We start from the raw sequence: 22,322 nt of genomic DNA, 5'->3' as shown, positions 1-22,322 counted from the left end.
TGAAAAAACAAATAAAGAAATAAGTAATAGCAAAAGTTAATCATCTTTCCTTTCTTTAATAGCAACGTAAACGAAACTCCTTTTTTATTTTCCATTTATTTCATCGTTAAAATCCCTGTGACTAAACAAGCTAATAACAAAACTATTTATAGGTGTCTCATTAGAAAAATACCAAGGGCCTTATTGGTTACCGTTTCCATACTTATTCTTTTATCCATAGGGTTACTATTTTTAGTACAAAATACAAGAAACACAGAGAATCACGAAAATGAAACTGTAGCTGTCAAAAACAGATTTAATACCCCTATAACCAGAGTCCAAAATGTTGAAAGCGAAAAAAATGTTCTTCAAATAAACAGCATTGCCATGGATGAAACCATAAAGGGGTACTGCCGACTAAACGCAGATATAATACGCTAAGGAATTTTTTAGAAGGTAAAAGCCTGATTTTTCTACGTTAAGCAGAAAAACCAGGCTTTTTTATATCCTAAGTGGACGCAGGGCATGTATCGAGTTCAAAATCTCAGGTATAAATGAATATTCTCCGAGAAAGTTTATGTGTTCCCATCCCAATGGTGATATGTGAGGAAGCAATTCCTCTTGATATTTTCCTATATTTTTAAAATGTTCAATTGCTTGTGATAAATACACGGTATTCCAAATGCTGATGGCATTAATAATTAGATTTAATGAGCTGGCACGCTGTAAATGATCTTGTAATGCTCTTTCTCTAAGTTCTCCCTGTTTTCCGAAGAAAATAGCTCGTGCCAAGGCATTCATGGATTCTCCCTTATTGGGAGGTATACTGGACTTTCTAGAAGACTGAGATCTTGCATGTCTGGTTTTTGATACTTCGATTGTAATAATATACTGATTTGCCCATTAGCTTCCAATATACCGTATTTGACTTCGCGAACAGAAAAAACCTGATTTTGTCGAAGTATACTTAATACTTGATTTACATCCAATTTGTTCTTTTTAAGTAACTTTCTATCCATTATACCATCCCGAATAATGATGTTAGGATCGCCCAATAAGAGAGAACGTGTCGATTTATTTTTTAGAGTCAAGAACTCTATCCCCAACATGAGAAGCGTCCACAATCCGATGGCATATAAAAAGTGAAAAATCCCTACCTTATTTTCATAAATGGTATTTCCTAAAAAATCTCCAAGCACTAATACAAAAACTAAGTGAAACGGGGTTAACTGATAGATGGATGTTCTGCCTGTTATGATAATGATAAAAAATAAGGTGACAAAACCTACTATGACTTTGATTGTCAGTAAACCCAAAAAAATTTCACCCAAAGTTTATTCCTCCATTTTATATTTCACTCGATTTCAAAAATCCCTCATGTTTTAAAATATTTATATTACAACATGTAAGCTAAATTAAAATCAGAAAGATAAAAAATACGGGTTTTTTCAACTTATAATAATGGAGAAAGCACGCGAGCACCCTGTTCAACTATGCGCTCAGTCAGGGATCGTTGCAGCAAGTCTTCAATTTTTAATGGTACAGAATCAGTAAGATCTCGTTGGAACTGCTCAGTGAGTTCCCTCGCCACATCAGCACTGTATAAAACTTGACACACCTCATAATGCAGGCGAAAACTTCTCATATCATAGTTTGCTGAGCCTACTTCTGCAATTTCCTCATCGATGATCAACACTTTTGCATGTATCATTCCTTTATCGTACTGGTAGATTTCGACTCCAGTTTCTATAAGTTCTCCGTAATAAGTACGGCTTGCAAGGCCCACGATTTTTTGATTATTGTGGCGAGGAACCAGCAATCTTACACGGACACCACGAGCTACTGCTGTCTTTAATGCCATGATAATATCCGTTTCTGGTACAAAATAGGGTGTTGTTAAATCAATAGTCTTGGTCGCCTGTGTTATACATATAAAGTAAGCTTGCCGAATGACTGGGGTAGGAATTCCAGGGTTTCCTTCCAACGTATGGATATACGCTTTATGCAATGTCCTAGTTTTTGCGGATATGTCCATTTCTTTTTCATCAAGGGTGCTCAACTCTGATCCCAATTCGGCTGACCATTTGGAATGATCTGCTCTGCCGATTGAATTGATTTTCGTTACCTCTGATTTTGTTTTCAAATTTGTTTTTGATTTTATCCTTTCCGGCACAGCGATTTCCCAATGAACATCAAAAACAGTCTGCAAATCGGATGATGCTTCTCCTATGACTTGCAAATGAGTATCCCGCCAGAAGCCAACGTCAGGCTTCAATCCTGTATATTCATATCCTAGTTAATGCCACCATTAAAAGCTACCTTTCCGTCGATTATGGCCATCTTACAATGATCCCGATAATTCCAATTGGACAAAATCCAGGGAAATCGCAGAGGAAATATTGTCCTGCATTCTATCCCTGCTTCAACCATCTGCCGGATTTTTTCACGCGGGAATTTATAACTCCCCAAGCTATCTCTCATAAAACGAACCTGCACTCCATTTAATGCTTTTTCGATTAGCAGTTCTGTGATTCGATTACCAATTTGGTCATTCCGATATATGAAATATTCCAGATCAATTGTTTCTTGGGCTTTTTGCAGGGATACAAGGAGTTGATCATATTTTGCTATCCCATTGTTAAACACTTGGACTTGGCCCATTCGAAGCCCATTCACAGTGAAATGCCGTAAAGCATTGGCAATTACCGATGCTGAAGCACCGAATGTCTCAGGTAATTTGTTAGATTCATTTTTAGAACAGGTCAATCTTTTTCGATGAATAAACTTAGGGTTTGATATGCTAAGATATAGCCAGAAACCAATGACAGGTAAAAAAAGGACGATTATTATCCAATTCAAAGCCTTGGCAGGCCGACGAACTTCCCAAATTGCTATGAATAAGATAAAGAACATATTTAACAGGTATAGATAAAAAATCCACTCCAACTGGAATCCCTCCTTCTGTTTCTCTTAACATGTACAAACTATGTAACCAGTATACGTATGGAATATGAAGGGATTGTCTGTTATATATTATGGACTACCTTTATAAGAACTTGTATAAGATATTAAGAACGAAAAAAAGAGAATTAAGGTTGGGAAAGTTCTGACATCACGAAAGGCGTAATGATCTGGGCACTGTCCTAACTAGAGACTTAGTGATTTTGAAAATTACCATCTGGTAAATTCCTAAATATAGGTATAATTTTTTATAAATTTGGAAAATGAAAGTGGTAAATGCAATAAGGAGTAAATAAGAGAAAACATTAATTTATATTGGGAGGAAATCGTCTTAAAATTAGTCGTTAACATCTTTTTTGTTAATGGTTAATGAATGATCGGTATCTCTAACAGCAGCATAAAAAATATCTTTGATTTGAAGATATCCCTTTGCCTTTAGTTCTTCCTTTAACCACTTTTCATTTTTGTTGATAAATTTTAATTTACGCTTTTGCACTTTCCCTTCAATGACAACGGCTATGGGTAATCCGCGGTATTCCACTTTCATATGTAACTCTTTTGGAGTAATAGGAACTAATTCTTTTCTTGGAAAAATGCTAATTTCACCTGTTGCTTCCAAAATCGCATATTCAATATCGTGAATATCCGGATATCCTGATGTTCTTAAATTAGACAACAGCTCAGGTAAAGGATATCTACTTTCCTTTAAATTTCGATTAAGATAAAAAAAGAATCGCTCCAAAATCATGAGGGGTAAGTTGGGCTAGAGCTGATTTCCCTAAAATATTTACTGCTACAATAAACACAATATAGATAAAAATAACTTTAACTAAAAAAATAGACACTTCTAACACCTCGTAAAAAAATTCACCTTAGTCCGAAATTGGACTAAGGTTTTTAAACTTATTTCAATTAAAAATGGTATCTTTTTTTCGTCATGTATGAATCTAAGCTAAATCCTTATCCTTTTAAAATAGGGGTCACTTTATCAATGGCTTCTTGTAATTTTTCACTGTTTAACCTATACATTTGTTTGGCCTCTTTTGATTCCGTTCCAAGAGCAAATAGTTCTAAGTCTGCTTGACATTTTTTCAAGGTTGAAAGAATTAAGGGTCTTTCTTGTGGGGGTGCGACTTGTAATTTATCGTCAAACAGATCAATCGTTAACTCTCCGTAAGAATTAACCTGTCCCAGAAATACATTTTCAATCGTTACCCCTAGTTTTTCTAATTCAGTTTGTAGCCAAGCCCGACTTCGTCCAATCGTGGCTAGTGGTTCATCCATTATTGTACCATCCATAATAATGGTCTGAGGCTCCTTGATTGAAGCAACCTTCAAGTTTATATCCTTTGCTGTTAAAGGTTGATTTTCTTTCTTTAGCATCACAGATAAATCACCTGTTGCCTCTAAAACAGCAAATTCTACATCAGAGACTTGAAAGACATCCTTCCTGCGAAGGAGATCTAACAGTTCATCTGTCGTATATCTTTCCTTTTTTAAATTATCTTCCATAATCTTCCCATCTTTGATAAATACAGTTGCTTTTCCTTCTATAAAATTGCGAAAACGTTTACTTTTTAATGAAATTAAACCAGCGAAAAAGGGAATAGCCGCAAAAATGACAATTCCAATAATTCCGTGAAAAATGTTCCGCTCAAGTCCCATAGCCACTTCTGCACCAATACTCCCAATAGAAATACCGGTGACATATTCAAAGAAAGATAGTTCGGAAATTTGCTTTTTCCCTAACCATTTTGTAATGAAAAATAAAACAGCAACAAATAATGCTGAGCGTACAGCTATATCTAACCATTCAGGCACTGCTTACACCCCCTGTAAATATAGTTTTTCTAGAAACCTTTGTACTGAAGTTCCTCTCCTTCTAGTTCTCCTACTCTTTTTTTTAAATCTTTTGTTACTTCGTGTACTACCATCATAGCCTCATGCAAAGTTCGCTTCGATTCATCATCAAGAGTCCGTAATGCTAAACTTGAGAGACTTGCTTCTACCCCTTTTAGACTGGCAAAACACTGTTTAACATCTGATCCTACTGTCATCCTAATTCTCCTTATCCTTTTGGCTTAAAAATTAAAGCTCCTATCATGCCGAAAACAATGGAAGCTGAAATACCAGAACTAGTTACTTCAAACATTCCTGTCAGTACACCAACTAACCCATGTTTTTCTGCTTCCTGCATCGCACCATGAACAAGCGAATTCCCAAAACTTGTAATCGGAACGGTAGCCCCTGCCCCAGCAAAATCAATCAAAGGCTCGTATAGTCCAAATCCATCTAAAAGCGCCCCAATCACTACAAGAGCACTTAAGGTATGACCTGGTGTCAATTTAAATACATCAAACATAATTTGCCCAATGATACAAATTAAACCGCCTACGACAAAAGCCCAAAAATAGATCATGTTAATTGTTCACCTCCGTATTCAATTGACACTGCATGGGCGATACAAGGAATTGTTTCATTTTGCTGAAAGGACAACGGTGAAAGCAAAGCACCTGTAGCCACAACTAACATTCGTTTAAATTCACCATTTTTCATGCGGTTTAATAAATGCCCATAAACTACCGTTGCTGAACAGCCTGCACCGCTTGCCCCTGCAAGAACGGGTTGTCCTTCCCGATAAATCATAAGGCCACAATCTTGGTATTGTTCTTCACTAATAGGAGTTCCATGCTTTTTAAATAGATCCATGGACACTTCCTGTCCGATTTGGCCAAGGTCACCGGTTACAATTAAATCGTAATAAGATGGCTCAACATTTCGTTCCTTTAAATGGGCTTCAATGGTATCAACCGCAGCTGGCGCCATAGCTCCTCCCATGTTAAATGGATCTGTCAATCCCATATCGATTACACGACCAATTGTGGCAGATGTGACATGAGGTCCTTCCCCAGAATCACTTAATAGGGCTGCACCTGCACCAGTAACCGTCCATTGTGCCGTAGGTGGCTTTTGTCCACCATACTCAGTTGGATACCGAAATTGTTTTTCAACAGCTGTATCATGACTGGAAGCTCCTGTTAACAAATATTTCGCTCCTTTTGTATTTACAATATAAGCACCTAGAGCCAGTCCTTCCATCGAGGTAGAGCAAGCACCGAATAAGCCAAAATAAGGCGCTCCAATCGTTCTGCTAGCGAAACTTGTTGGGGTGATTTGATTGATTAAGTCCCCAGCTAGGATAAATTGAACTTGATCCTTTTGTATGCCCCCTTTTTCCATGGCTTTTTGGCAAGCCTCTTCAAAAAGGATTTTATGTGCTTTCTCATAGGAATCCTGCCCAAGCCATAAATCAGCATGAAGAGTATCGAAATCATCTGGGATAGCACCATTGGCTTCAAATGGTCCACCAACGGTTCCAGTGGAGATAATGACAGGCTTTTGTTCGAAGATCCATGTACGATGACCTGCTAGCATTATAAACCACCCCACTGGATTAAAGTGGTTTTAATTAAGGCAATGACAAAAGCAGAAAAAACACCAAATAAAATAACCGCCCCCGCTAATTTAAACATGTTGCCACCTACGCCCAGTACAAATCCTTCGGTTCGATGCTCAATGGCAGGCGATATAACCGCATTGCCAAAACCTGTTACAGGTACAGCTGTTCCAGCCCCACCAAATTGGGCCATTCGATCATATACGCCAAAACCAGTAAGAAGCATTGTAATAAAAATTAACGTACCCACCGTCGGATTTCCGGCCGTTTGCTCAGTAAAATCGAAATAATAAATGTAAAAGTCTGAAATAAGCTGACCAATCAAACAAATAAGTCCACCGGTTAAAAAGGCCTTAATACAATTTTTAACAACCGGTCTTTTGATCTCTCGTTGTTTTTGCAATTTTTGATATTCCTGTTGCACAGGAGTAAGTTGTTTCTTTTGATTGTTAGACATAACTCGATCCTTCCTCTTTAGGTTTGTTCCTTCATAAGACTTTTCAGTTTGTTCAAATCATTTTTTAAGTTCTTCTTATTCATATCGTTTTTTTTCAGTCTTTGCTCGACCTTTTCAAGCTCCCAGAATATTTTTTTATCAGTCGAAACAAAAACTTTATAGTCGGGATATTTTTTTTCTAAGTCGGATTTTACTGACTTCTCGATACTCTTTAATCGAAATCGATCAAAATTCTCAACTTTAATCGCTGCCATAAGCTCTTTATCAGTATTCACAGCTTTTACGTCTGTAATATCTTCCTTGGCAATTATCTTTTCTTTCGCATGATTGGCAACGGATTGATCAATTGGCTTACTTGTATGTACTTGTGAAATACCAAAAGTACTATTACCTTGAATAAATTCATTTTGATTACCATTACATCCTGATGCGAAACCAATGACCATTATAATAAAAAGTAGGTTTTTCAATGTGGTTATTTTATCTTTCAAAAAAATCACCTCCATGTTTTTCCATTATTTGAACAGCTGAAAAAAGGTTGGTTAAGAGGCCAACCTTTTTTCGCCTTACTAATTACTGTTGTTTGTATTGAGGTTCTTCTTGTTCGATTTGTTGAACACGTGGTTCAATGCTGTCTACAACGGATTGGGTTTGCTTAGCTGCATCTTGGTAAAGTTGCTTAGCTTGTTGATTATCTGTACCAAGAGCAAATGTTTCAAAACTTGCTTGAGCACTTTTCAATCCTGCTAGAGCTGTTTTAACGTCATTTATTACTGTCATGATAATTTCCTCCTTGAATTTTTTTTTTACTCTTTTATTTTGCTTTATGGAGAATTTTTTATTCAATGATTTTTGGGAAATTTAAATCTAAATTATTTTTGACGTATAGCTCCATTTTTTCGATAATAACCCCTTTTCCATATCCCCATCATTTCTTCTATTTCTCGTTGACAGCAATAGCTCTTATAACTTTTCATTTTTTCTTTTCTCAACTTCAATTTCTTTTACACCCCTACCTTTATAAAATAAGATGATTGTATTTCCTGAAAGGACTAATATTTTTCCCATTTTTCGGATATTATCCCAAAGTTTTAAGAGTTTCTCCCTCTTAATCATCCTATTTATGGGTATTTAACATTGAAAATGTAATAACAAAGATAAACGCATGCATTTGTCGCCGTATTAAGGTTTGTCTAATACATAAAAAGGAACTGTTTTGTTATTAAACATCAAATTTTTCATACATTTTAGAAGGTGAAAAAATGACAACAAAACAAAAAAGGAAATCCTTTCAACGTTTAACGTTAAAACCAAAAAAGGACATTGAAGAAATAAAACTTGGGATTAAACTGGGAGACAAAAGGAAACCAAAAATCCGAGATTGGGCGAAAGAGATGTATAGCTATATTTGATGGGGATTAATACAGAATTACAGGTAGGTGACATTGTCAAATTAAAAGTTGGAGATGTGAAAGGGAAAAATTCTTTTATATTCTGGAAGGCAAGACAACAAAAAACAGAAAGTAAATATTAGTATGCTATCTAATAGAATTGATAAAAAAAAATTGGATACATAATTGTTTCAAACTAAAAAGAATCAATATCTCTACATAAGAATACAGGGAAAAAAGTGTTTATAATACTCATTAGAAGGTATGATAAAGAAGGAATTGGCAAACTTTGCACCAAAGATTCACTGTAAGCCAGTTTCTTTTTTGGATAGGTTTTTAAAATCGTGTTTTAATCAAATATTAAATTATGGCTCTTATCACAAAAGGCAAAGGGATATCATCAAATTAAAGATATATTTTACGCTTCTGTTAGAGATACCGACCATTCACTAAACATTAACACATTTGATATTAGCGACTAATCTTAAAACGATTTCCCCTCCCTATATTAATCCTTTTCTAGACTTGATCGGCAAATAGAGAGATATAACCTGAAAGTCGAGGCGGCTGCACTTGATTCGGGGTACCTTACAAATCCTATTTGTAAAGGCTTATCTGAGAATTCATATGGTTATCATCAAACAAAACCTAGTTGATTAACTCCCCTCTATCTATTTCAACTGAATTAGTGTCCATTTTTATGATCAAAAATAAAGTCCTCTATAAAGAGCGATAGTGCTTCTACAATTCTCAAACCTTTTTAAATAGCCGTTTAATAAGCAGTCAATCTCGTATGTTAGTTGTTACCTTATAAATCTACACAGCTAACTCGTTTCCTTTGCGTATCCAATGAACTCTTTAATATTGTCAAACCGGGGGTCATCCCGTTTTACGACAATAAGTTCGGAATCTTCATGGTGACTGATATTAAATTAAAAACTGTCCAAATTTTCTTTTCTATTGGCAGTAGGATTTATTAACCAGTAAAGATATTTGGAGAGACCATATAACCAAGTGTATATCCATCGGGTTCGCTGTTTGCTAATTCACCCCTACCAATCCAACCTTCACCTTTTTGACACAATACACCCAAGAGAATTAAAAATGAAGGCAAAAAAACCACCCACGATGTTGTGAGGGGTCTCATTGTGTTTATATGTGTTTATAAAGTTTGTTGATGTCAATGAAAAAACGTGTTAAGAATCGAAAAAGAAAGCTTGTATGTACCTGTGAAATACTCAAATCGTTATTATTTTCACCCAACTGATTCTGGCTTTCGTTACATCCTGATCCTATTCCGATAACCGTTAATACTAAAAGACCGATCTTTAATTGTTTTATTTTATATATCATGAATAATCACCTCTGTGTTTCATCCATTATTGAGAGAGTAAAAAGGTTGGTTTACTCGACCAACCTTTTTTTGTCTTTTAATTATTGTTGTTTGTATTGAGGTTCTTCTTGTTCGATTTGTTTAACGCGAGGTTCAAGGCTTTTTAGAACGGATTGGGTTTGTTTAGCAGCATCTTGGTAAAGCTGCTTAGCTTGTTCATTTTCCGTACCAAGAGCAAATGTTTCAAAGCTAGCCTGCGCACTTTTCAATCCCGCTACAGCTGTCTTAACATCATTTATTACTGTCATTGAATAACGACTCCTTTAATGTTTTTAATAACCTTTGTTAGAATGATGAAAAATGGTTTTCTTTATAGTTCAAATGTAATCCATATTTTTTATCTAAAAATAATATTATGAAGTAAGGTTTGAAAACTAAATTAATATCCTTTTTCTCTTAATAAATAAAATATCCGTTTAATCCAAACGGTTGCTATATTTGATTCCAAATTCTCTTTAAATCTAATGGTACGAATACTTTATCCCCACGTATCTCCCTATGTATAATGGGATGTGAAAAGCATTGATCTAAACTTAACCCTTCTTCTTTTTTATGCCTAGCTCTTTTGAAGTCTTCGGGTAATCGCATAACAATTGCTCCTTTTTATTTTTAAAAAAAATTTTAGTAAGGGAGCGAGTCTTAACTCCCCTCTAATCTATCTAAGGATGTTTTTATTGGTAACAAATGAATCAACACATAAAAATTTTTGGCGACATAAAGCTTCAGAATTGTACAAACGTGTGATTCAGTTATTTATTTTTTAAGACTGGGCATGTTGGTTTTTTTGTCTTACTTGTTGTGCATTATTTTGGCTTGCGAACTCAGTACCGTATTGACCTTGTGACACTTGCGTACTGCCTTGGGAAGCTTGGTTTCCGTCATGAGCATATTGTGGTTCTTCTTGTTCGATTTGTTGAACGCGTGGTTCAACGCTTTGTAAAACAGATTGGGTTTGTTTAGCAGCATCTTGGTAAAGCTGCTTCGCTTGTTCATTATCTGTACTAAGAGCAAATGTTTCAAAGCTAGCTTGAGCGCTTTTTAATCCGGCTAAAGCTGTTTTAACGTCATTTATGACTGTCATGAATAACACCTCCTATTATTTTTTTTGAAACCTTTCTTAGAATGTTTGAAGATAGAAATATTTATTCATACAAAGTTTTTAAAATTCGAATTATATTTTTATTATTTTCGGAAAAAATACTCTTGGCAAAAAAAATCAAGGAAGAGAGAATAGGGTAAATTTGACGGTTGTACTTTTGTAAAAGCTGATTAAAGTACAATTGTTTTACAATTCGAGGGGGATTTTCCTTTTCGAGAAGCAAGACTGGTATGCTTATTTAGAAATGGAGTATTGATGCAGTTTGTATTCATAAAATTAAAAAAGAGGTAGACGGAGTATGTATAAGGACTATCCTGAAACGATTTATATGGACCAAAACCACGAGCAAGGTGTAAGCAATTTAATAAAAATATAAATCAGTATTTTTCCAATCCTATTATACATAAGGAAATTAATGGTGATAAAATATATGTTGCCTTGGACCTAGACAGAATCTGGAATAGGATAAATTAATATTTAGTTTAGCCACAAATACTCCCCACCTGCGTAAAGGTGGGGAGTATTTAATGCTATCTAAAGGTGGGGGGGTCTTTAAAACTAATCTAAAATACCTGCATATTTTTGACCGCTGTGTGGCAATCTACCCAAGTGATTACAACATTGTTAACAAGGAGGAAACATCATGCAACAAATGCAGACGGGTATGAATAATCAACAAGCACAAGCTTTAATGACACAACCGCCTGAAATAATGTCAACAAAGGATCATCTCTATGTAAACGATATGTTAAGCTGGAATTTACTTGCGATGAAGAAAATGCATTTTTTCGCTCAACAATGTCAAAATCCCGAAGTAAGAGCAGCACTTGAACAAGCTGGACAAATGCATGATCGACACTATCAACAGCTGCTTCAACAGATGCAACAGTATGTAACTCAACCTTCACAAAATATGAATCAATAAGGAGGAAACTATAGTGGAAAATAATACTCCAAACAGGATTAAAAATCCTGAAACACCAGTCCCTAAGACGCCGCAAATGAACGTTAGAGATTTTCTAAACGATGCCTTAACTACGGAAAAATATATATCTTCCTCATACTCGACTGCATTAAAAGAAGCTAGCCATGAATCGTTGTATCGTACAATAGCGTCTGTTTCCCAAGAAACAGACGACTGTCACCGCAATCTATATAACTTAATGTTTAAAAACGGATGGTACGGTTTGGAAAAAGAAACTCCACAAACTATTCAACAATCGGTTCAGCAATTTTCTAACTACATGCAAAGTCAAGATCCATATAGAGGTAATGTAATACAATAAAAGAACACGTGTTCAAGAAGAATAAACTCAAGGTAAAACAACAATAGTTATGCGAGACAAAAGGTTGGTTAGTTGTTAACCAACCTAGAAAATAATTTAGAATTTACAACAATCGAAAGGGCGGCGGTAAGATGAATCTTAAGTGGATGAAACTTTTATCAACGGTTTTTCTTTCAATTTTCTTGTTATTAGGGTGTAATAATGGAGATGACGATAATAATCCACCACCGGAGGATGTAACTCCAGGGACAGAGGAACCAATTGAAGATCCTATCGACGCAACAGATTCAGATACTATTGATCAACATAATGTCACCCCTGATACAGAAGAACCAATTGAAGATCCAATCGACGCAACAGATCCAGATACTATTGATGAACATAATGTCACCCCTGATACAGAAGAATCAATTGAAGATCCTGAAGACGCAACAGATCCAGATACTATTGATGAATAAGCTTATACACCGTTTGTTCTCAAACGGTGTTCTTTATGTATCAAGATTCAAGGATGTTAATAAGAAATTTAATACTTATATTGCAACATTTTCTAATAATAAATTTATAGAGGTGTCTCATGACAAAATTACGAAAGTCCTTATTGGTTACTGTTTCCGTACTTATTCTTCTATCCATAGGGTTATTATTCATAGTACCAAATACAAGAAACAAAGAGAATCCCGAAAATAAAACAGTTGCTGTCGAAAACAAATTTAATCCCACTATAACCAATGTCCAAAATGTTGAAAACGAAAAAAATGTTCTTCAAATAAACAGCCTTTCCATGGGTCAAACCATCAAGAATCAATTAAAAAATGATCCTTCCGTTTTTCTAATTAAACACAATGAAAAAACTGAGAGTCATTATATTAAGAAAGAAGTAAACGTTACATTCAAGACTCTTCCCTCAACAAAGGAAATAAAAAGGATAACACTGGAGATAAATGGCACTATCATTAAAAAGCTAAATTCTACGATTGTTTTTCGTTCTAATACGCTTTCGACCAAGGAACTTATTGAATATTTTAACAGACAGGCTATGGTTGAATTTGCTGAACCCAATTATCTTTATCTGCAAAATCAAATTGGACTTCCTAATGATTTGCTATATAGAGAACAATACCAATGGAACTTATCGGCAATTCAAGCAGAAGCAGGCTGGGATATCACCAAAGGGGATGAACATATCATTATTGCTGTTATAGACACTGGCGTTGATCTGGACCATCCTGATTTGAGAAGACGAATTACAAATGGTTATAATGTACTGTTGAATAATAATTTCCCTGATGATGACAACGGGCATGGCACCCATGTAGCAGGAATCATTGCATCGGAAACAAACAACCATGAAGGTGTTGCAGGCATCACTTGGTATAACAAAATAATGCCTATAAAAGCAATGGGTGCCGAAGGGCATGGGACGACCTTTGATATAGCAAAAGGGATTTTTTGGGCAGTGGATCATGGAGCCGATGTCATTAATATGAGTTTAGGCAATTATCAGCATTCTTCCCTTTTAAAAGGGGCAATCGATTATGCATACAGTAAAAATGTTGTCTTGATTGCTGCAGCAGGAAATGAAAATACTATGCAGCCGAGCTATCCAGCTGCTTTTTCTAAGGTTCTAAGTGTCGCCGCCGTAAGTTACACCGGACAACGTGCCCCTTTCTCAAATTATGGAGATTATATCGATGTTGCAGCTCCCGGAGTTCAAATTCCGAGCACCTATTTTAACCAGCAGTATGCAGCTTTATCAGGTACTTCTATGGCTTCGCCTCATGTGGCAGGACTTGCTGGCCTCTTGCTTTCAGTAAACCCTAATTTAACGAACCAAGAAGTAATAGACATTATTAAGAATTCTACTTATGATTTAGGAATCCCTGGAACTGATCACGAATTTGGTAGTGGCTTAATTAATGTAAAGAATGGATTGGAAGATGCCCAAAGCAAAAGGCAATAATCCCTTTTTGAAACCGTTGCTTTTCGTTGTTATAAAACTTCTACATGATGTACATTGTTTGTACATGATAATGGAAAAACTAAGGAGGGAATTTTAGTTGGAGTGGATTTTTTATCTATACCTGTTAAATACGTTCTTTATGTTATTCATAGCAATTTGGGAAGTTCGTCGGCCAGCCAAAGCTTTGAATTGGATAGTAATCGTCCTTGTTTTGCCTGTCATTGGTTTCTTACTATATCTTAGCATATCAAATCCCAAGCTTATTCATCGTAAAAGATTGACCTCTTCTCATAATGAGTCTGATAAGTTACCTGATACATATAGTGATTCAGCATCGATCATCGCCGATGCTTTAAGGTATTTTACTGTAGGCGGGCTTCGAGTCGGCAAAGTCCAAGTACTAAACAATGGAATAGCAAAATATGAACAACTTATCGAATCCCTACAAAAAGCCCAAAAAACCATTGATCTGGAATATTTCATCTATCGGAACGACCAAATTGGTAATCGCATCACAGAACTGCTGGTCGAAAAAGCAGTAAATGGAGTGCGGGTTCGTTTTATTAGAGATGGTTGGGGGAGTAAAAAATTTCCGCGTCAAAAAATTCTTCAGATGGTGGAAGCAGGGATAGAATGTCGGACAATATTTCCTTTAAGTTTTCCCTGGATTTTGTCCAATTGGAATTATCGGGATCATTGTAAGATTGTGACGATTGACAGAAAGGAATCCTTTACTGGCGGTATGAACGTTGGGTATGAATATACAGGATTAAAGCCAGACGTAGGATTTTGGAGGGACACTCATTTGCAAATTATAGGGGAAGCAACAGGCGACTTGCAGACTATCTTCGACGTTCATTGGAATATCGCTGTACCAGAACGGATAAAGTCAAAAACAAAATCTGAGGCAACGAAAAAGGCCACTAAAATCCCAAAATATAAATCAAAGGAAATCAATCCAACCGGCAGCATAGATCTTTCAAGATGGTCTGCCGAATTAGGATCTGAGTTATGGCCTATAGGGGTACGGCAAGAATTCCTTCTTTTTTGAGCCACTCACAAATAGGCCGGGGAAAATTCTTTTATTTAGTTGAATTTTCCCCGGGTATTTATTTTAACTCACCGTTTCTAATTGAGAAGGAGATACAGGGATATCAAATTTAAGATCCGGTGGACAACGATCAGAGTCTAACCGATACTTTCCAAAACGATTTACATGAAATGTAAGGTATGGACTAAGTTCAGACAGCGCATCTTCATCCAATTGATTACCTTCTTGCATATATTCATGAAGGATATGAGTGAGTTGAAAAACATTATAGAAAATTAAACAGTTAGCGACTAAGTGATTATATTTTATTGTTTTCTTCTGTTTCTCACGATTGTTTTCCGCAATGACTCCGTCTCCACCAAAGGATAACCATTTGGTAAATCCATTAAAGGATTCACTCTTATTAGTAGCTGCTTGAATTGTACTCCGTAAATCTTCATCCGATAGGTAATTCAATAAAAATAGGGTACGAATAGCACAACCTAATTCCCGAAACGCTTGATACAATTTATTTCTTTTGCTGTATGTACTTAATTTATTCAGGATGGTGGAAGGGTGAATACGTCCTGCTTTAATCGACATCACCACTCGTAGCATATCCTCATAATGATCTTCGATCAGTTTCCAATCAATTGAAGAAGAAAAAAGCTCGTCGATATGCTGATAAGTTGAATGTTCACTTGGTCGAAGAAACTTTAAATCCTTCCAGTTCCGGATACGCGGCATTAGTTTGATTCCTAAAAGGTAAGCTAACCCAAATATAGGCGCATTCTGCCCTTGTGTATCGGAATGGAGCGTATCAGGTTGAATATCAGATTGATTCTTCATCAAGATATCTAGGATATAAACACCTTCCCACACTCCACAAGGGATAAAGTGGCTGAATAAAGCAATATACGTATCCGACACATGGTAATAACCAATCCCTCCATAGCCCCCATAACGAATATGATTTTCAGAAAGTAGATTTTGCTCATACAAGTCCCATTTCGTCCCATCGGCGGATGCGCTGGTTCCCGTTCCCCAATACTTTGGCAAATTGAATTTGTTATAAGCGTTAATTATCCATTCAATCGCTTTTTGAATATTTTCTTCCGTAACGTGCCTCTCATTAATCCAGGAAATATGCTTTCGATCCATATTTCCTAATGATCGAGCAGTTTGAGTCGGACCTAAGTTACATCCATAACAGAATGTTGCTGTTATATAACGCTCGGAAGGGTTATCTATTTTTGCGTCATGGCCAGAGATCGGTCCAAAGAAACGTGTCCAATTTAACCAATATTCTGTGTCGGCCAATAAGTCTAAAACATTGATTGGTGCCATCTTTTCTTCGATACGTTTCCGAATAGCTTTCAAAAGAGGGGATGTTTTTTTCTTTTTCATTTTTGTAATAAAGGGTTCACCATTACGAATTGTGACTGCCTTATTATTTGGAAAAGAAGAATTCACTCTTTGTGCAGTCTTCTCTAACTGTTTATAGACTTGATCCTTAAACGCTATAGAATTCGTTGGAAGCCCAGCTTGTTCGCAAAACGTATGTAAATTTTCTTGATACTCTTCCCATGATACTAGCTGTTTTCGGTAGTCTGCGTATTTTTCGCTTCCTTCTATACAAATATCTCCTGACTTTAATTCATTCCGAATCTGATAAAATACACATGCCTCAAAGTGTCGCCGATTTATATTTTTAGGGTATATGCTTCTTCGTCGATGAGGACTGATCCATCTCCACCATCCCTCTGGAACCCAAGAAAGATCGACTAAGGGAATTGACTCCCAATCGTCTTTGTTATCGCCTTTCTTATTTAATTGAGTAATGGGAATCCATTCAGACTTCTTATTTTTGTTTTCTAATAGAAAGGAAATCGCCTGTTCTAAGCCTTTATTTTGGGTCGTTGATTTTAATTCTAACGATTCGAGCATTTTTATTAGCTCGGATCGATTACTTTTTAGGTGTTTCCAGATGAAAGAGAAATAGTTATTTCCAGTATAAGCTAAGTGGTTCTCGCAATTCTCTAGGACAAGTTGGCCACGGTTCCCACCAATCATTTTCTCTAATGCTTTTAATCGATGTTCCGTTGATCCTTCGGATTGAAAAGCGACTACCGTATCACGTAGAGTAGAAATTAAGGCATCCGTTTGCTTTTCCCTCCTCTCTTTTAAGTCATTAAGGGATTTTTCTGCTTTATTTTCGGCGATTGCCACTCGTTTTGTATACATTTCTCCAATATCATCAATCGTTTTTGCAAATTGAGCGAATAGCAAGGTGACTGCTAATGTGTATCGCTTATAAGGTTCTACTTTTTTCATTCCGGCTGCATCCAATGTCATTGCTTCATCTGCCAATCTAGTAATTTTTGCAGGTGGAATACGGAGGCATTGAAAAAATGGGTATTCGGATTATCGTGTGGAAAACTACAATAATTAATTTGATGTTAAAAATATCTAAGTCGGATAATCATGTGGAAATCGATCAAACAAGAAATTTTTATTTGAACTTGAACCTTACGTAAGGTTATGTTTTATAGTGTACTTAACAATGAATAAGAGAAAGGAAAAGTAAAATGGAAAATACAATTGTTAAGACACTAATTTATGACAAACAGGTTCGTTTATTTTTTGTTGATAATACAAAATTAATTAATGAAATTCTTAGGCAGAACAAAGAAACAAACAAAATTCTTAAACTTACATTAGGAAAAACCATTTCAGTTGTGAGCTTAATTTCAGGAACCTTAAAAGGGGATCAAAGAATAAGTCTCCAAATGACAATGAGCGAACCCAAATATAAAGTTTTTGCTGATGCTGATGCAAGAGGAAATGTCCGTGGTTATCTCAACGGAGAATTACTGAAAGCCCCTTATGATTATATTAATAAAATATCGCTAGATTGCCTTATTGGCAATAAAGGAACTATTCGTGTGATAAAAGGCTCGGCAATGAATCAATTTACTGGCATAACTGATATGCCATACCGAAACATCGTTGATGACATTTCACATTATTTTATTCAGAGTGAGCAAACTCAAACATATATAGGAACCAATATTGGATTTGAAAATGACAATCGTGTTCTATTCAGTAATGCTATATTTGCTCAATTACTTCCAGGTGCTACGCCTGACCTTATTGATGAAGTAGAACACACGGTTAATACGAACCGAGAGTTCTTTACCAACTTGAATAAATATAGCAAGAACAATATTGATGAAAAGCTAAGTGAGCTGTTTAAGGATGTAAAGGTTATAGGATATAGTCCTATCCAATTTTTCTGTGGATGCTCAAAAGAAATGTTCTACGGGATGCTTTATTCTTTAAGAGAGAATGAATTAAAACAGGCAATAAGTAATAAAGAGGCTATTGATACAGCTTGTCAAATCTGTGGAAGGACATATAGCTTTAATTATAATGAAATTCAAGGACTTTTAAAGTAAATGATAATCATGGCGTTTAATACATTTTATAAGGATGAAATATGTATGAAAGAATACTGGAAAGTAGGAGAGCTTGCAACATTAACAGGCTTAACGATAAGAACTTTAAGATATTATGATCAAATTAATTTGTTTTCTCCTTCTCAATATACAGAGTCTGGACATCGGATTTACACAAAATCGGATTTGTCCACACTACAACAGATCTTGGCTTTAAAACAAATTGGGTTATCTTTAGAAGACATAAAGTCTGTCATTACGAACAAAGAAAAAGGTTTTGCCACCAATATTATAGAAACTCAAATAACCCGTATAAAGAGAGATATACAAGTTCAACAGAATCTACTATATGAATTAGAGAGTGCTTTAAAAACTATTCGTAGTAAAAAAATAATGTCCGTAGAAGAATTAACAAAACTGTTAGGAGCAATGAAAATGTATCAAGGAAAATACTTTACAAAAAAGCAATTAGACATGATAAAGAATTATTATGATCAATATGATGAAGATTCTTTAAAAGAAGCAGAACAAGAATTTAGAATGATTTTGAAAAAAATACAATTAGAAAAGGAAAATGGAACATCTCCCAATAGTAGAAAGGTAAAAGCATTAGCAAAAAAATGGGGTGACATTGTTTACTCATTCACAGGGTATGATCAAGATTTAAAGAAACAAACTGAAAAATTCCATGCTGAAAACCCTGATAACGGTTTGCAGTTTGGGATGGATGCCGAATTATATATGTATATACAGGAAGCATTAGAATGAATTATTACATTCTTCATCGACCAAGGCAATATTGAGTAAACGATAAACTGTTAGACTGCTTTATTATTTTGTTACGCAAAGAAAGGAAATATAAGTGTTAGACAATATGCTTAACATCCAAGAACTTAATATTTTAGATATGATAGAGAGTGAGGATGATTACCGATTTTTGGTTGAGACTACTTCTTCCTCTCCCTCACACTGTCCAAAATGCGGTACTGTTGCAAATTTATATAAACATGGTAAGAAAAAACAGCTGTTCTATGACTTACCAATGCACGCTAAACGTGTTGGTATTTATGTAAAACGCCAACGTTATAAATGTCGAGAGTGCAATGAAACATTTTTTGAAGGTTTACCAGATATGGATGACTATCGATCTGTTACTAATAGGCTTAAAAATTGGATTCAAGAAGCCAGTCTTGAAAGGACTTTTACCAGCGTTGCAGATGAAATAGGCGTTGATGAAAAGACTGTACGAAACATCTTTAATGACTATGTTGCAGAACTTGAAGCACAAACAGATTTTAGGACTCCCAAATGGCTTGGTATTGATGAAGTTCATTTGCTTAAAAATTATCGTTGTGTCATTACAGATGTTGAAAACAAATCAGTAGTTGACATTTTACGAAAACGTAATAAAGATACGGTGATTAGTTACCTTTCAAAACTTCAGGACATTGATAAAATTGAACTTGTTACAATGGATATGTGGAATCCTTATAAGAGTGCTGTTAATACAGTGATACCACATGCAAAAATCGTAATTGACAAGTTCCATGTTGTTAAATTAGCCAATGAAGCGTTAGAAAAAATACGAAAGGCTAACCGTCAAAATGTGTCAGCCAAAGAACGTAGGCAACTCATGAGAGATCGTTATGTGCTTCTTAAAAGACGAAAAGACCTTAACGACTTCGATGATCAAATAAAGTTGCAAGTATGGACTGATAAGTTCCCATTACTTGGTCAAGCATACGAACTTAAAGAGCATTTCTTTGACATCTATGAGGCTGAGTAAATTGATGAAGCATATAAACTGTACCAAAACTGGCTTTCAAATGTTCCTAATGAATTAATGACATATTTTAAAGACCTGATAAATTCAATGAATAACTGGGAAGAAGAGATATTCAACTATTTCAATTCTCCTATTATTAACGCCTATACAGAGTCCTTGAACCGTTTAATTAAGACTATGAATCATGTTGGTCGTGGTTACTCTTTCGAAGCCCTTAGAGCAAAAATTTTATTTACACAAGGCTATCGTAAAGTTAAGAAGAAAAAGAAATTCAAAGAAGTTGAAGTTACTTTTGGAAAAATGTTACCTGATCAATTCCCGATTTGGGCACAAACTGGTTATGAATGGGTGTATGAAGAAATTTATGGTGCTGATTTTTCCACACTGACTAAGGCTAGAGGAGGGTTCTTTTTAACCCTCTTTCCACACTATTTTCCGATTACCCGAAAAAATTTAGTTCCTACATTACGTTCACTGATCCAATTTTTGCGAATGATCCACTCTTTTAATTGGCCGAGTGTAGGGCGGCCGGGATCTTGCTTGATCATGTTCCAATCTGAATAGGTGGATCCTTCTTTACTTTGAAATAATGCATCTAATCTTTCTTTCTCTTTGTTGCTTAGAGAGTCTGACACAAATTGATATAAGGTACGATAGGCCACTGCATGAATATGATCCACTGCTTTTACCAGAGTGCTAAATGCGGGTAGCTCATAACTATGTTTCACTAATTCGTCAATGGCAACATTGATGATATCGCTCTTTGCATCTTTCTCCGACACTGAGTTCTCCATTGCTGTTATCATTACTTGACGAGCTTGTACATCGAACGCTTTTACCTTTCGATACTCACGGATCATAGCAATTTGACGAATACCAGTACCAGAACGGTGATAAGATTCCAATGTTTCTAAATCAGGAAGGTCAAGATTAGATACTTTCGCTATATGTTTGATAATGACTTGTGGAACATCTGAAATGGGGACAAAATAGTTGAGACATTGGAATGCTTTCAACATAATCATAAGCCCCAATTGAGAGAATGAATTTCGTGCTTTTGTTTTGGCCCAGGTAATCTCTTCTGGCGCAGGGGAAAATAGCTTATCTAAATCTTTCGGTGTCGGGCTGCTTTTTAGCCTAGGATAAGCCGTTTCTTGAATACTAGGCATAGTATAATCTCCTTTATGTTAATCGATGCTTGTATAGCACATTTTCTTAACCAAATACTTTTTCTACTGCTTGTTCTAAGTCTTTCATTGAAGGAGCTGCATATCTTCGAGTTACATTTACATCGCTATGCCCCATGAGTTCAGCAACTGTAGCAATATCTACACCAGAGGAAACAAGTTCTCTTCCATAAGTGTGCCGTAACATATGTGCATGAACACCCAGCTTTTCGAAGACCCTTTGAACTGCCCGAATGGACATCCGTTTTTTAAAGTTAGAGAGAAATAGTGCTTGATCATCGTCCTCGCGGATTTCTAAGTACCGACGAAGATGGTAACGTGCTTCAGATGGAAATGGAACGGTACGAGCAATTCCACCTTTACCATCACGTACAACCACATTGCCCGATCGCTCACCCATATGAACATCCTCCCGGTTTAAAGCCGTTAATTCAGAAACACGTAAACCAGTATAAAGTAGCAGGTAAGCAATTGCTATCGAACGAAGGTTACCAGATCGCTCTAGTTCACGGAACATCCGGTTACGATCATTCCGAGGTAACGATTTAGGAGAAATATGTCTGGTATGGCGAATTTCAGGACGTTGGATGTTTTCGACCAAGTGAGATTGCCCAAGGTACCGAGCATAGGCTACAATAGCACTAAATTTTGGGGTTAGAGTAGTTGCTTTGTTTCCTCTATCTTGCAAATGTTTGATGTATTGCTGGATATCATAACGGGTTAATTGATCCAAATCACTGGCTTCAGATTGTAACCACTTGTGAAAGTTGTTTATATGTCTGAGGTAATCATCGATTGTTTTCTCTCTTTTTCCTTGTTCAAGAAGATAGTATTTAAACTCATTGAGTTCTACGTCACTTTTTTTCACCATTAAC

Annotated in this window: 18 protein-coding genes and 9 pseudogenes; 9 read left to right on the top strand and 18 right to left on the bottom strand. The window is 35.8% G+C overall.

The window, feature by feature from the left end:
- Window positions 1-480: 480 nt before the first annotated feature.
- From AC0VZ9_RS27935 to AC0VZ9_RS27885, 11 genes and pseudogenes are all read right to left on the bottom strand, one after another.
- Window positions 481-795, bottom strand: a pseudogene (locus AC0VZ9_RS27935) (Tn3 family transposase); the annotation flags it as partial.
- Window positions 777-1,295 carry a DUF421 domain-containing protein gene (locus tag AC0VZ9_RS27930; protein ID WP_475397539.1) on the bottom strand — a complete coding sequence of 173 codons (519 nt, stop codon included), beginning with the start codon at window positions 1,293-1,295 and terminating at the stop codon, window positions 777-779. The pseudogene AC0VZ9_RS27935 and the gene AC0VZ9_RS27930, both read right to left, overlap by 19 nt.
- A 137-nt stretch (window positions 1,296-1,432) precedes the next feature.
- Window positions 1,433-2,925 (bottom strand): annotated as a pseudogene (locus tag AC0VZ9_RS27925) (phospholipase D-like domain-containing protein).
- Between the two features lie 352 nt (window positions 2,926-3,277).
- Window positions 3,278-3,785, bottom strand: a pseudogene (locus tag AC0VZ9_RS27920) (DUF421 domain-containing protein).
- A gap of 115 nt (window positions 3,786-3,900) precedes the next feature.
- Window positions 3,901-4,761, bottom strand: a complete 861-nt coding sequence (locus tag AC0VZ9_RS27915) for a DUF421 domain-containing protein (protein WP_159868078.1) — start codon at window positions 4,759-4,761, stop codon at window positions 3,901-3,903.
- A gap of 29 nt (window positions 4,762-4,790) precedes the next feature.
- Window positions 4,791-4,997 (bottom strand): DUF1657 domain-containing protein, encoded by a 207-nt coding sequence (locus AC0VZ9_RS27910; protein ID WP_009336483.1) that lies wholly within the window; start codon window positions 4,995-4,997, stop codon window positions 4,791-4,793.
- Between the two features lie 11 nt (window positions 4,998-5,008).
- Complete coding sequence (gene spoVAE, locus AC0VZ9_RS27905; protein WP_009336484.1) at window positions 5,009-5,359, bottom strand: stage V sporulation protein AE; 351 nt, start codon at window positions 5,357-5,359, stop codon at window positions 5,009-5,011.
- The gene (gene spoVAD / locus AC0VZ9_RS27900) at window positions 5,356-6,375 is read right to left on the bottom strand and encodes a stage V sporulation protein AD (RefSeq protein WP_013352386.1); all 1,020 of its coding nucleotides are present in this window, start codon (window positions 6,373-6,375) and stop codon (window positions 5,356-5,358) included. The genes spoVAE and spoVAD overlap by 4 nt, the downstream gene beginning before the upstream one ends.
- Complete coding sequence (gene spoVAC / locus AC0VZ9_RS27895; protein WP_009336486.1) at window positions 6,375-6,854, bottom strand: stage V sporulation protein AC; 480 nt, start codon at window positions 6,852-6,854, stop codon at window positions 6,375-6,377. The genes spoVAD and spoVAC overlap by 1 nt, the downstream gene beginning before the upstream one ends.
- A gap of 17 nt (window positions 6,855-6,871) precedes the next feature.
- Window positions 6,872-7,345, bottom strand: a complete 474-nt coding sequence (locus AC0VZ9_RS27890) for a YhcN/YlaJ family sporulation lipoprotein (RefSeq protein ID WP_009336487.1) — start codon at window positions 7,343-7,345, stop codon at window positions 6,872-6,874.
- 82 nt (window positions 7,346-7,427) lie between these two features.
- Complete coding sequence (locus AC0VZ9_RS27885) at window positions 7,428-7,634, bottom strand: DUF1657 domain-containing protein (protein WP_009336488.1); 207 nt, start codon at window positions 7,632-7,634, stop codon at window positions 7,428-7,430.
- Between the two features lie 482 nt (window positions 7,635-8,116).
- Here AC0VZ9_RS27885 and AC0VZ9_RS27880 point away from each other — a divergent pair, with 482 nt between their 5' ends.
- On the top strand, window positions 8,117-8,266 hold the full coding sequence (locus AC0VZ9_RS27880) for a hypothetical protein (RefSeq protein WP_201306578.1): 150 nt from the start codon (window positions 8,117-8,119) through the stop codon (window positions 8,264-8,266).
- A 667-nt stretch (window positions 8,267-8,933) separates the two neighbouring features.
- Here AC0VZ9_RS27880 and AC0VZ9_RS27875 read toward each other — a convergent pair.
- The 4 genes and pseudogenes from AC0VZ9_RS27875 to AC0VZ9_RS27860 all read right to left on the bottom strand — a co-directional run.
- Window positions 8,934-9,061: pseudogene (locus tag AC0VZ9_RS27875) on the bottom strand (tyrosine-type recombinase/integrase); the annotation flags it as partial.
- A gap of 618 nt (window positions 9,062-9,679) precedes the next feature.
- Window positions 9,680-9,886 (bottom strand): DUF1657 domain-containing protein, encoded by a 207-nt coding sequence (locus AC0VZ9_RS27870; protein ID WP_061794396.1) that lies wholly within the window; start codon window positions 9,884-9,886, stop codon window positions 9,680-9,682.
- Between the two features lie 512 nt (window positions 9,887-10,398).
- Window positions 10,399-10,506 (bottom strand): annotated as a pseudogene (locus AC0VZ9_RS27865) (gamma-type small acid-soluble spore protein); the annotation flags it as partial.
- Between the two features lie 18 nt (window positions 10,507-10,524).
- Window positions 10,525-10,719 (bottom strand): annotated as a pseudogene (locus AC0VZ9_RS27860) (DUF1657 domain-containing protein); the annotation flags it as partial.
- A 670-nt stretch (window positions 10,720-11,389) separates the two neighbouring features.
- Between AC0VZ9_RS27860 and AC0VZ9_RS27855 the strand changes: the two are divergent.
- From AC0VZ9_RS27855 to AC0VZ9_RS27835, 5 genes and pseudogenes are all read left to right on the top strand, one after another.
- The gene (locus AC0VZ9_RS27855) at window positions 11,390-11,662 is read left to right on the top strand and encodes a hypothetical protein (RefSeq protein ID WP_034298115.1); all 273 of its coding nucleotides are present in this window, start codon (window positions 11,390-11,392) and stop codon (window positions 11,660-11,662) included.
- Between the two features lie 13 nt (window positions 11,663-11,675).
- Window positions 11,676-12,023 carry a spore coat protein gene (locus AC0VZ9_RS27850; protein WP_201306577.1) on the top strand — a complete coding sequence of 116 codons (348 nt, stop codon included), beginning with the start codon at window positions 11,676-11,678 and terminating at the stop codon, window positions 12,021-12,023.
- Between the two features lie 131 nt (window positions 12,024-12,154).
- Window positions 12,155-12,481, top strand: a complete 327-nt coding sequence (locus AC0VZ9_RS27845; protein ID WP_009336493.1) for a hypothetical protein — start codon at window positions 12,155-12,157, stop codon at window positions 12,479-12,481.
- A 119-nt stretch (window positions 12,482-12,600) separates the two neighbouring features.
- On the top strand, window positions 12,601-13,986 hold the full coding sequence (locus AC0VZ9_RS27840) for a S8 family peptidase (RefSeq protein ID WP_159868081.1): 1,386 nt from the start codon (window positions 12,601-12,603) through the stop codon (window positions 13,984-13,986).
- 97 nt (window positions 13,987-14,083) lie between these two features.
- Window positions 14,084-14,998 (top strand): annotated as a pseudogene (locus tag AC0VZ9_RS27835) (phospholipase D-like domain-containing protein); the annotation flags it as partial.
- Between the two features lie 102 nt (window positions 14,999-15,100).
- Here the strand turns inward: AC0VZ9_RS27835 and AC0VZ9_RS27830 are convergent.
- Window positions 15,101-17,428, bottom strand: a pseudogene (locus tag AC0VZ9_RS27830) (Tn3 family transposase); the annotation flags it as partial.
- Between the two features lie 176 nt (window positions 17,429-17,604).
- Here AC0VZ9_RS27830 and AC0VZ9_RS27825 point away from each other — a divergent pair.
- The 3 genes and pseudogenes from AC0VZ9_RS27825 to AC0VZ9_RS27815 all read left to right on the top strand — a co-directional run bounded on the left by AC0VZ9_RS27825 (window position 17,605) and on the right by AC0VZ9_RS27815 (window position 20,675).
- A complete protein-coding gene (locus tag AC0VZ9_RS27825) occupies window positions 17,605-18,474 on the top strand; it encodes an Hsp33 family molecular chaperone HslO (RefSeq protein ID WP_159868084.1) in 870 nt (289 codons plus the stop codon).
- Between the two features lie 45 nt (window positions 18,475-18,519).
- A complete protein-coding gene (locus AC0VZ9_RS27820; protein ID WP_159868087.1) occupies window positions 18,520-19,242 on the top strand; it encodes a MerR family transcriptional regulator in 723 nt (240 codons plus the stop codon).
- 94 nt (window positions 19,243-19,336) lie between these two features.
- Window positions 19,337-20,675 (top strand): annotated as a pseudogene (locus AC0VZ9_RS27815) (ISL3 family transposase).
- Window positions 20,676-20,688: 13 nt separating this feature from the next.
- Here the strand turns inward: AC0VZ9_RS27815 and AC0VZ9_RS27810 are convergent.
- Window positions 20,689-21,429: a DUF4158 domain-containing protein gene (locus AC0VZ9_RS27810; protein WP_159868090.1), complete on the bottom strand. Its 741-nt coding sequence runs from the start codon at window positions 21,427-21,429 to the stop codon at window positions 20,689-20,691.
- A gap of 46 nt (window positions 21,430-21,475) precedes the next feature.
- Window positions 21,476-22,318 carry a tyrosine-type recombinase/integrase gene (locus tag AC0VZ9_RS27805; protein WP_236566283.1) on the bottom strand — a complete coding sequence of 281 codons (843 nt, stop codon included), beginning with the start codon at window positions 22,316-22,318 and terminating at the stop codon, window positions 21,476-21,478.
- Window positions 22,319-22,322 lie beyond the last annotated feature (4 nt).

The sequence above is a fragment of the Cytobacillus sp. QJM3NY_8 genome (assembly GCF_056173585.1).
Note: the sequence above shows the minus strand (reverse complement) of the source record. Positions and strands in the feature narration are given on the sequence as shown.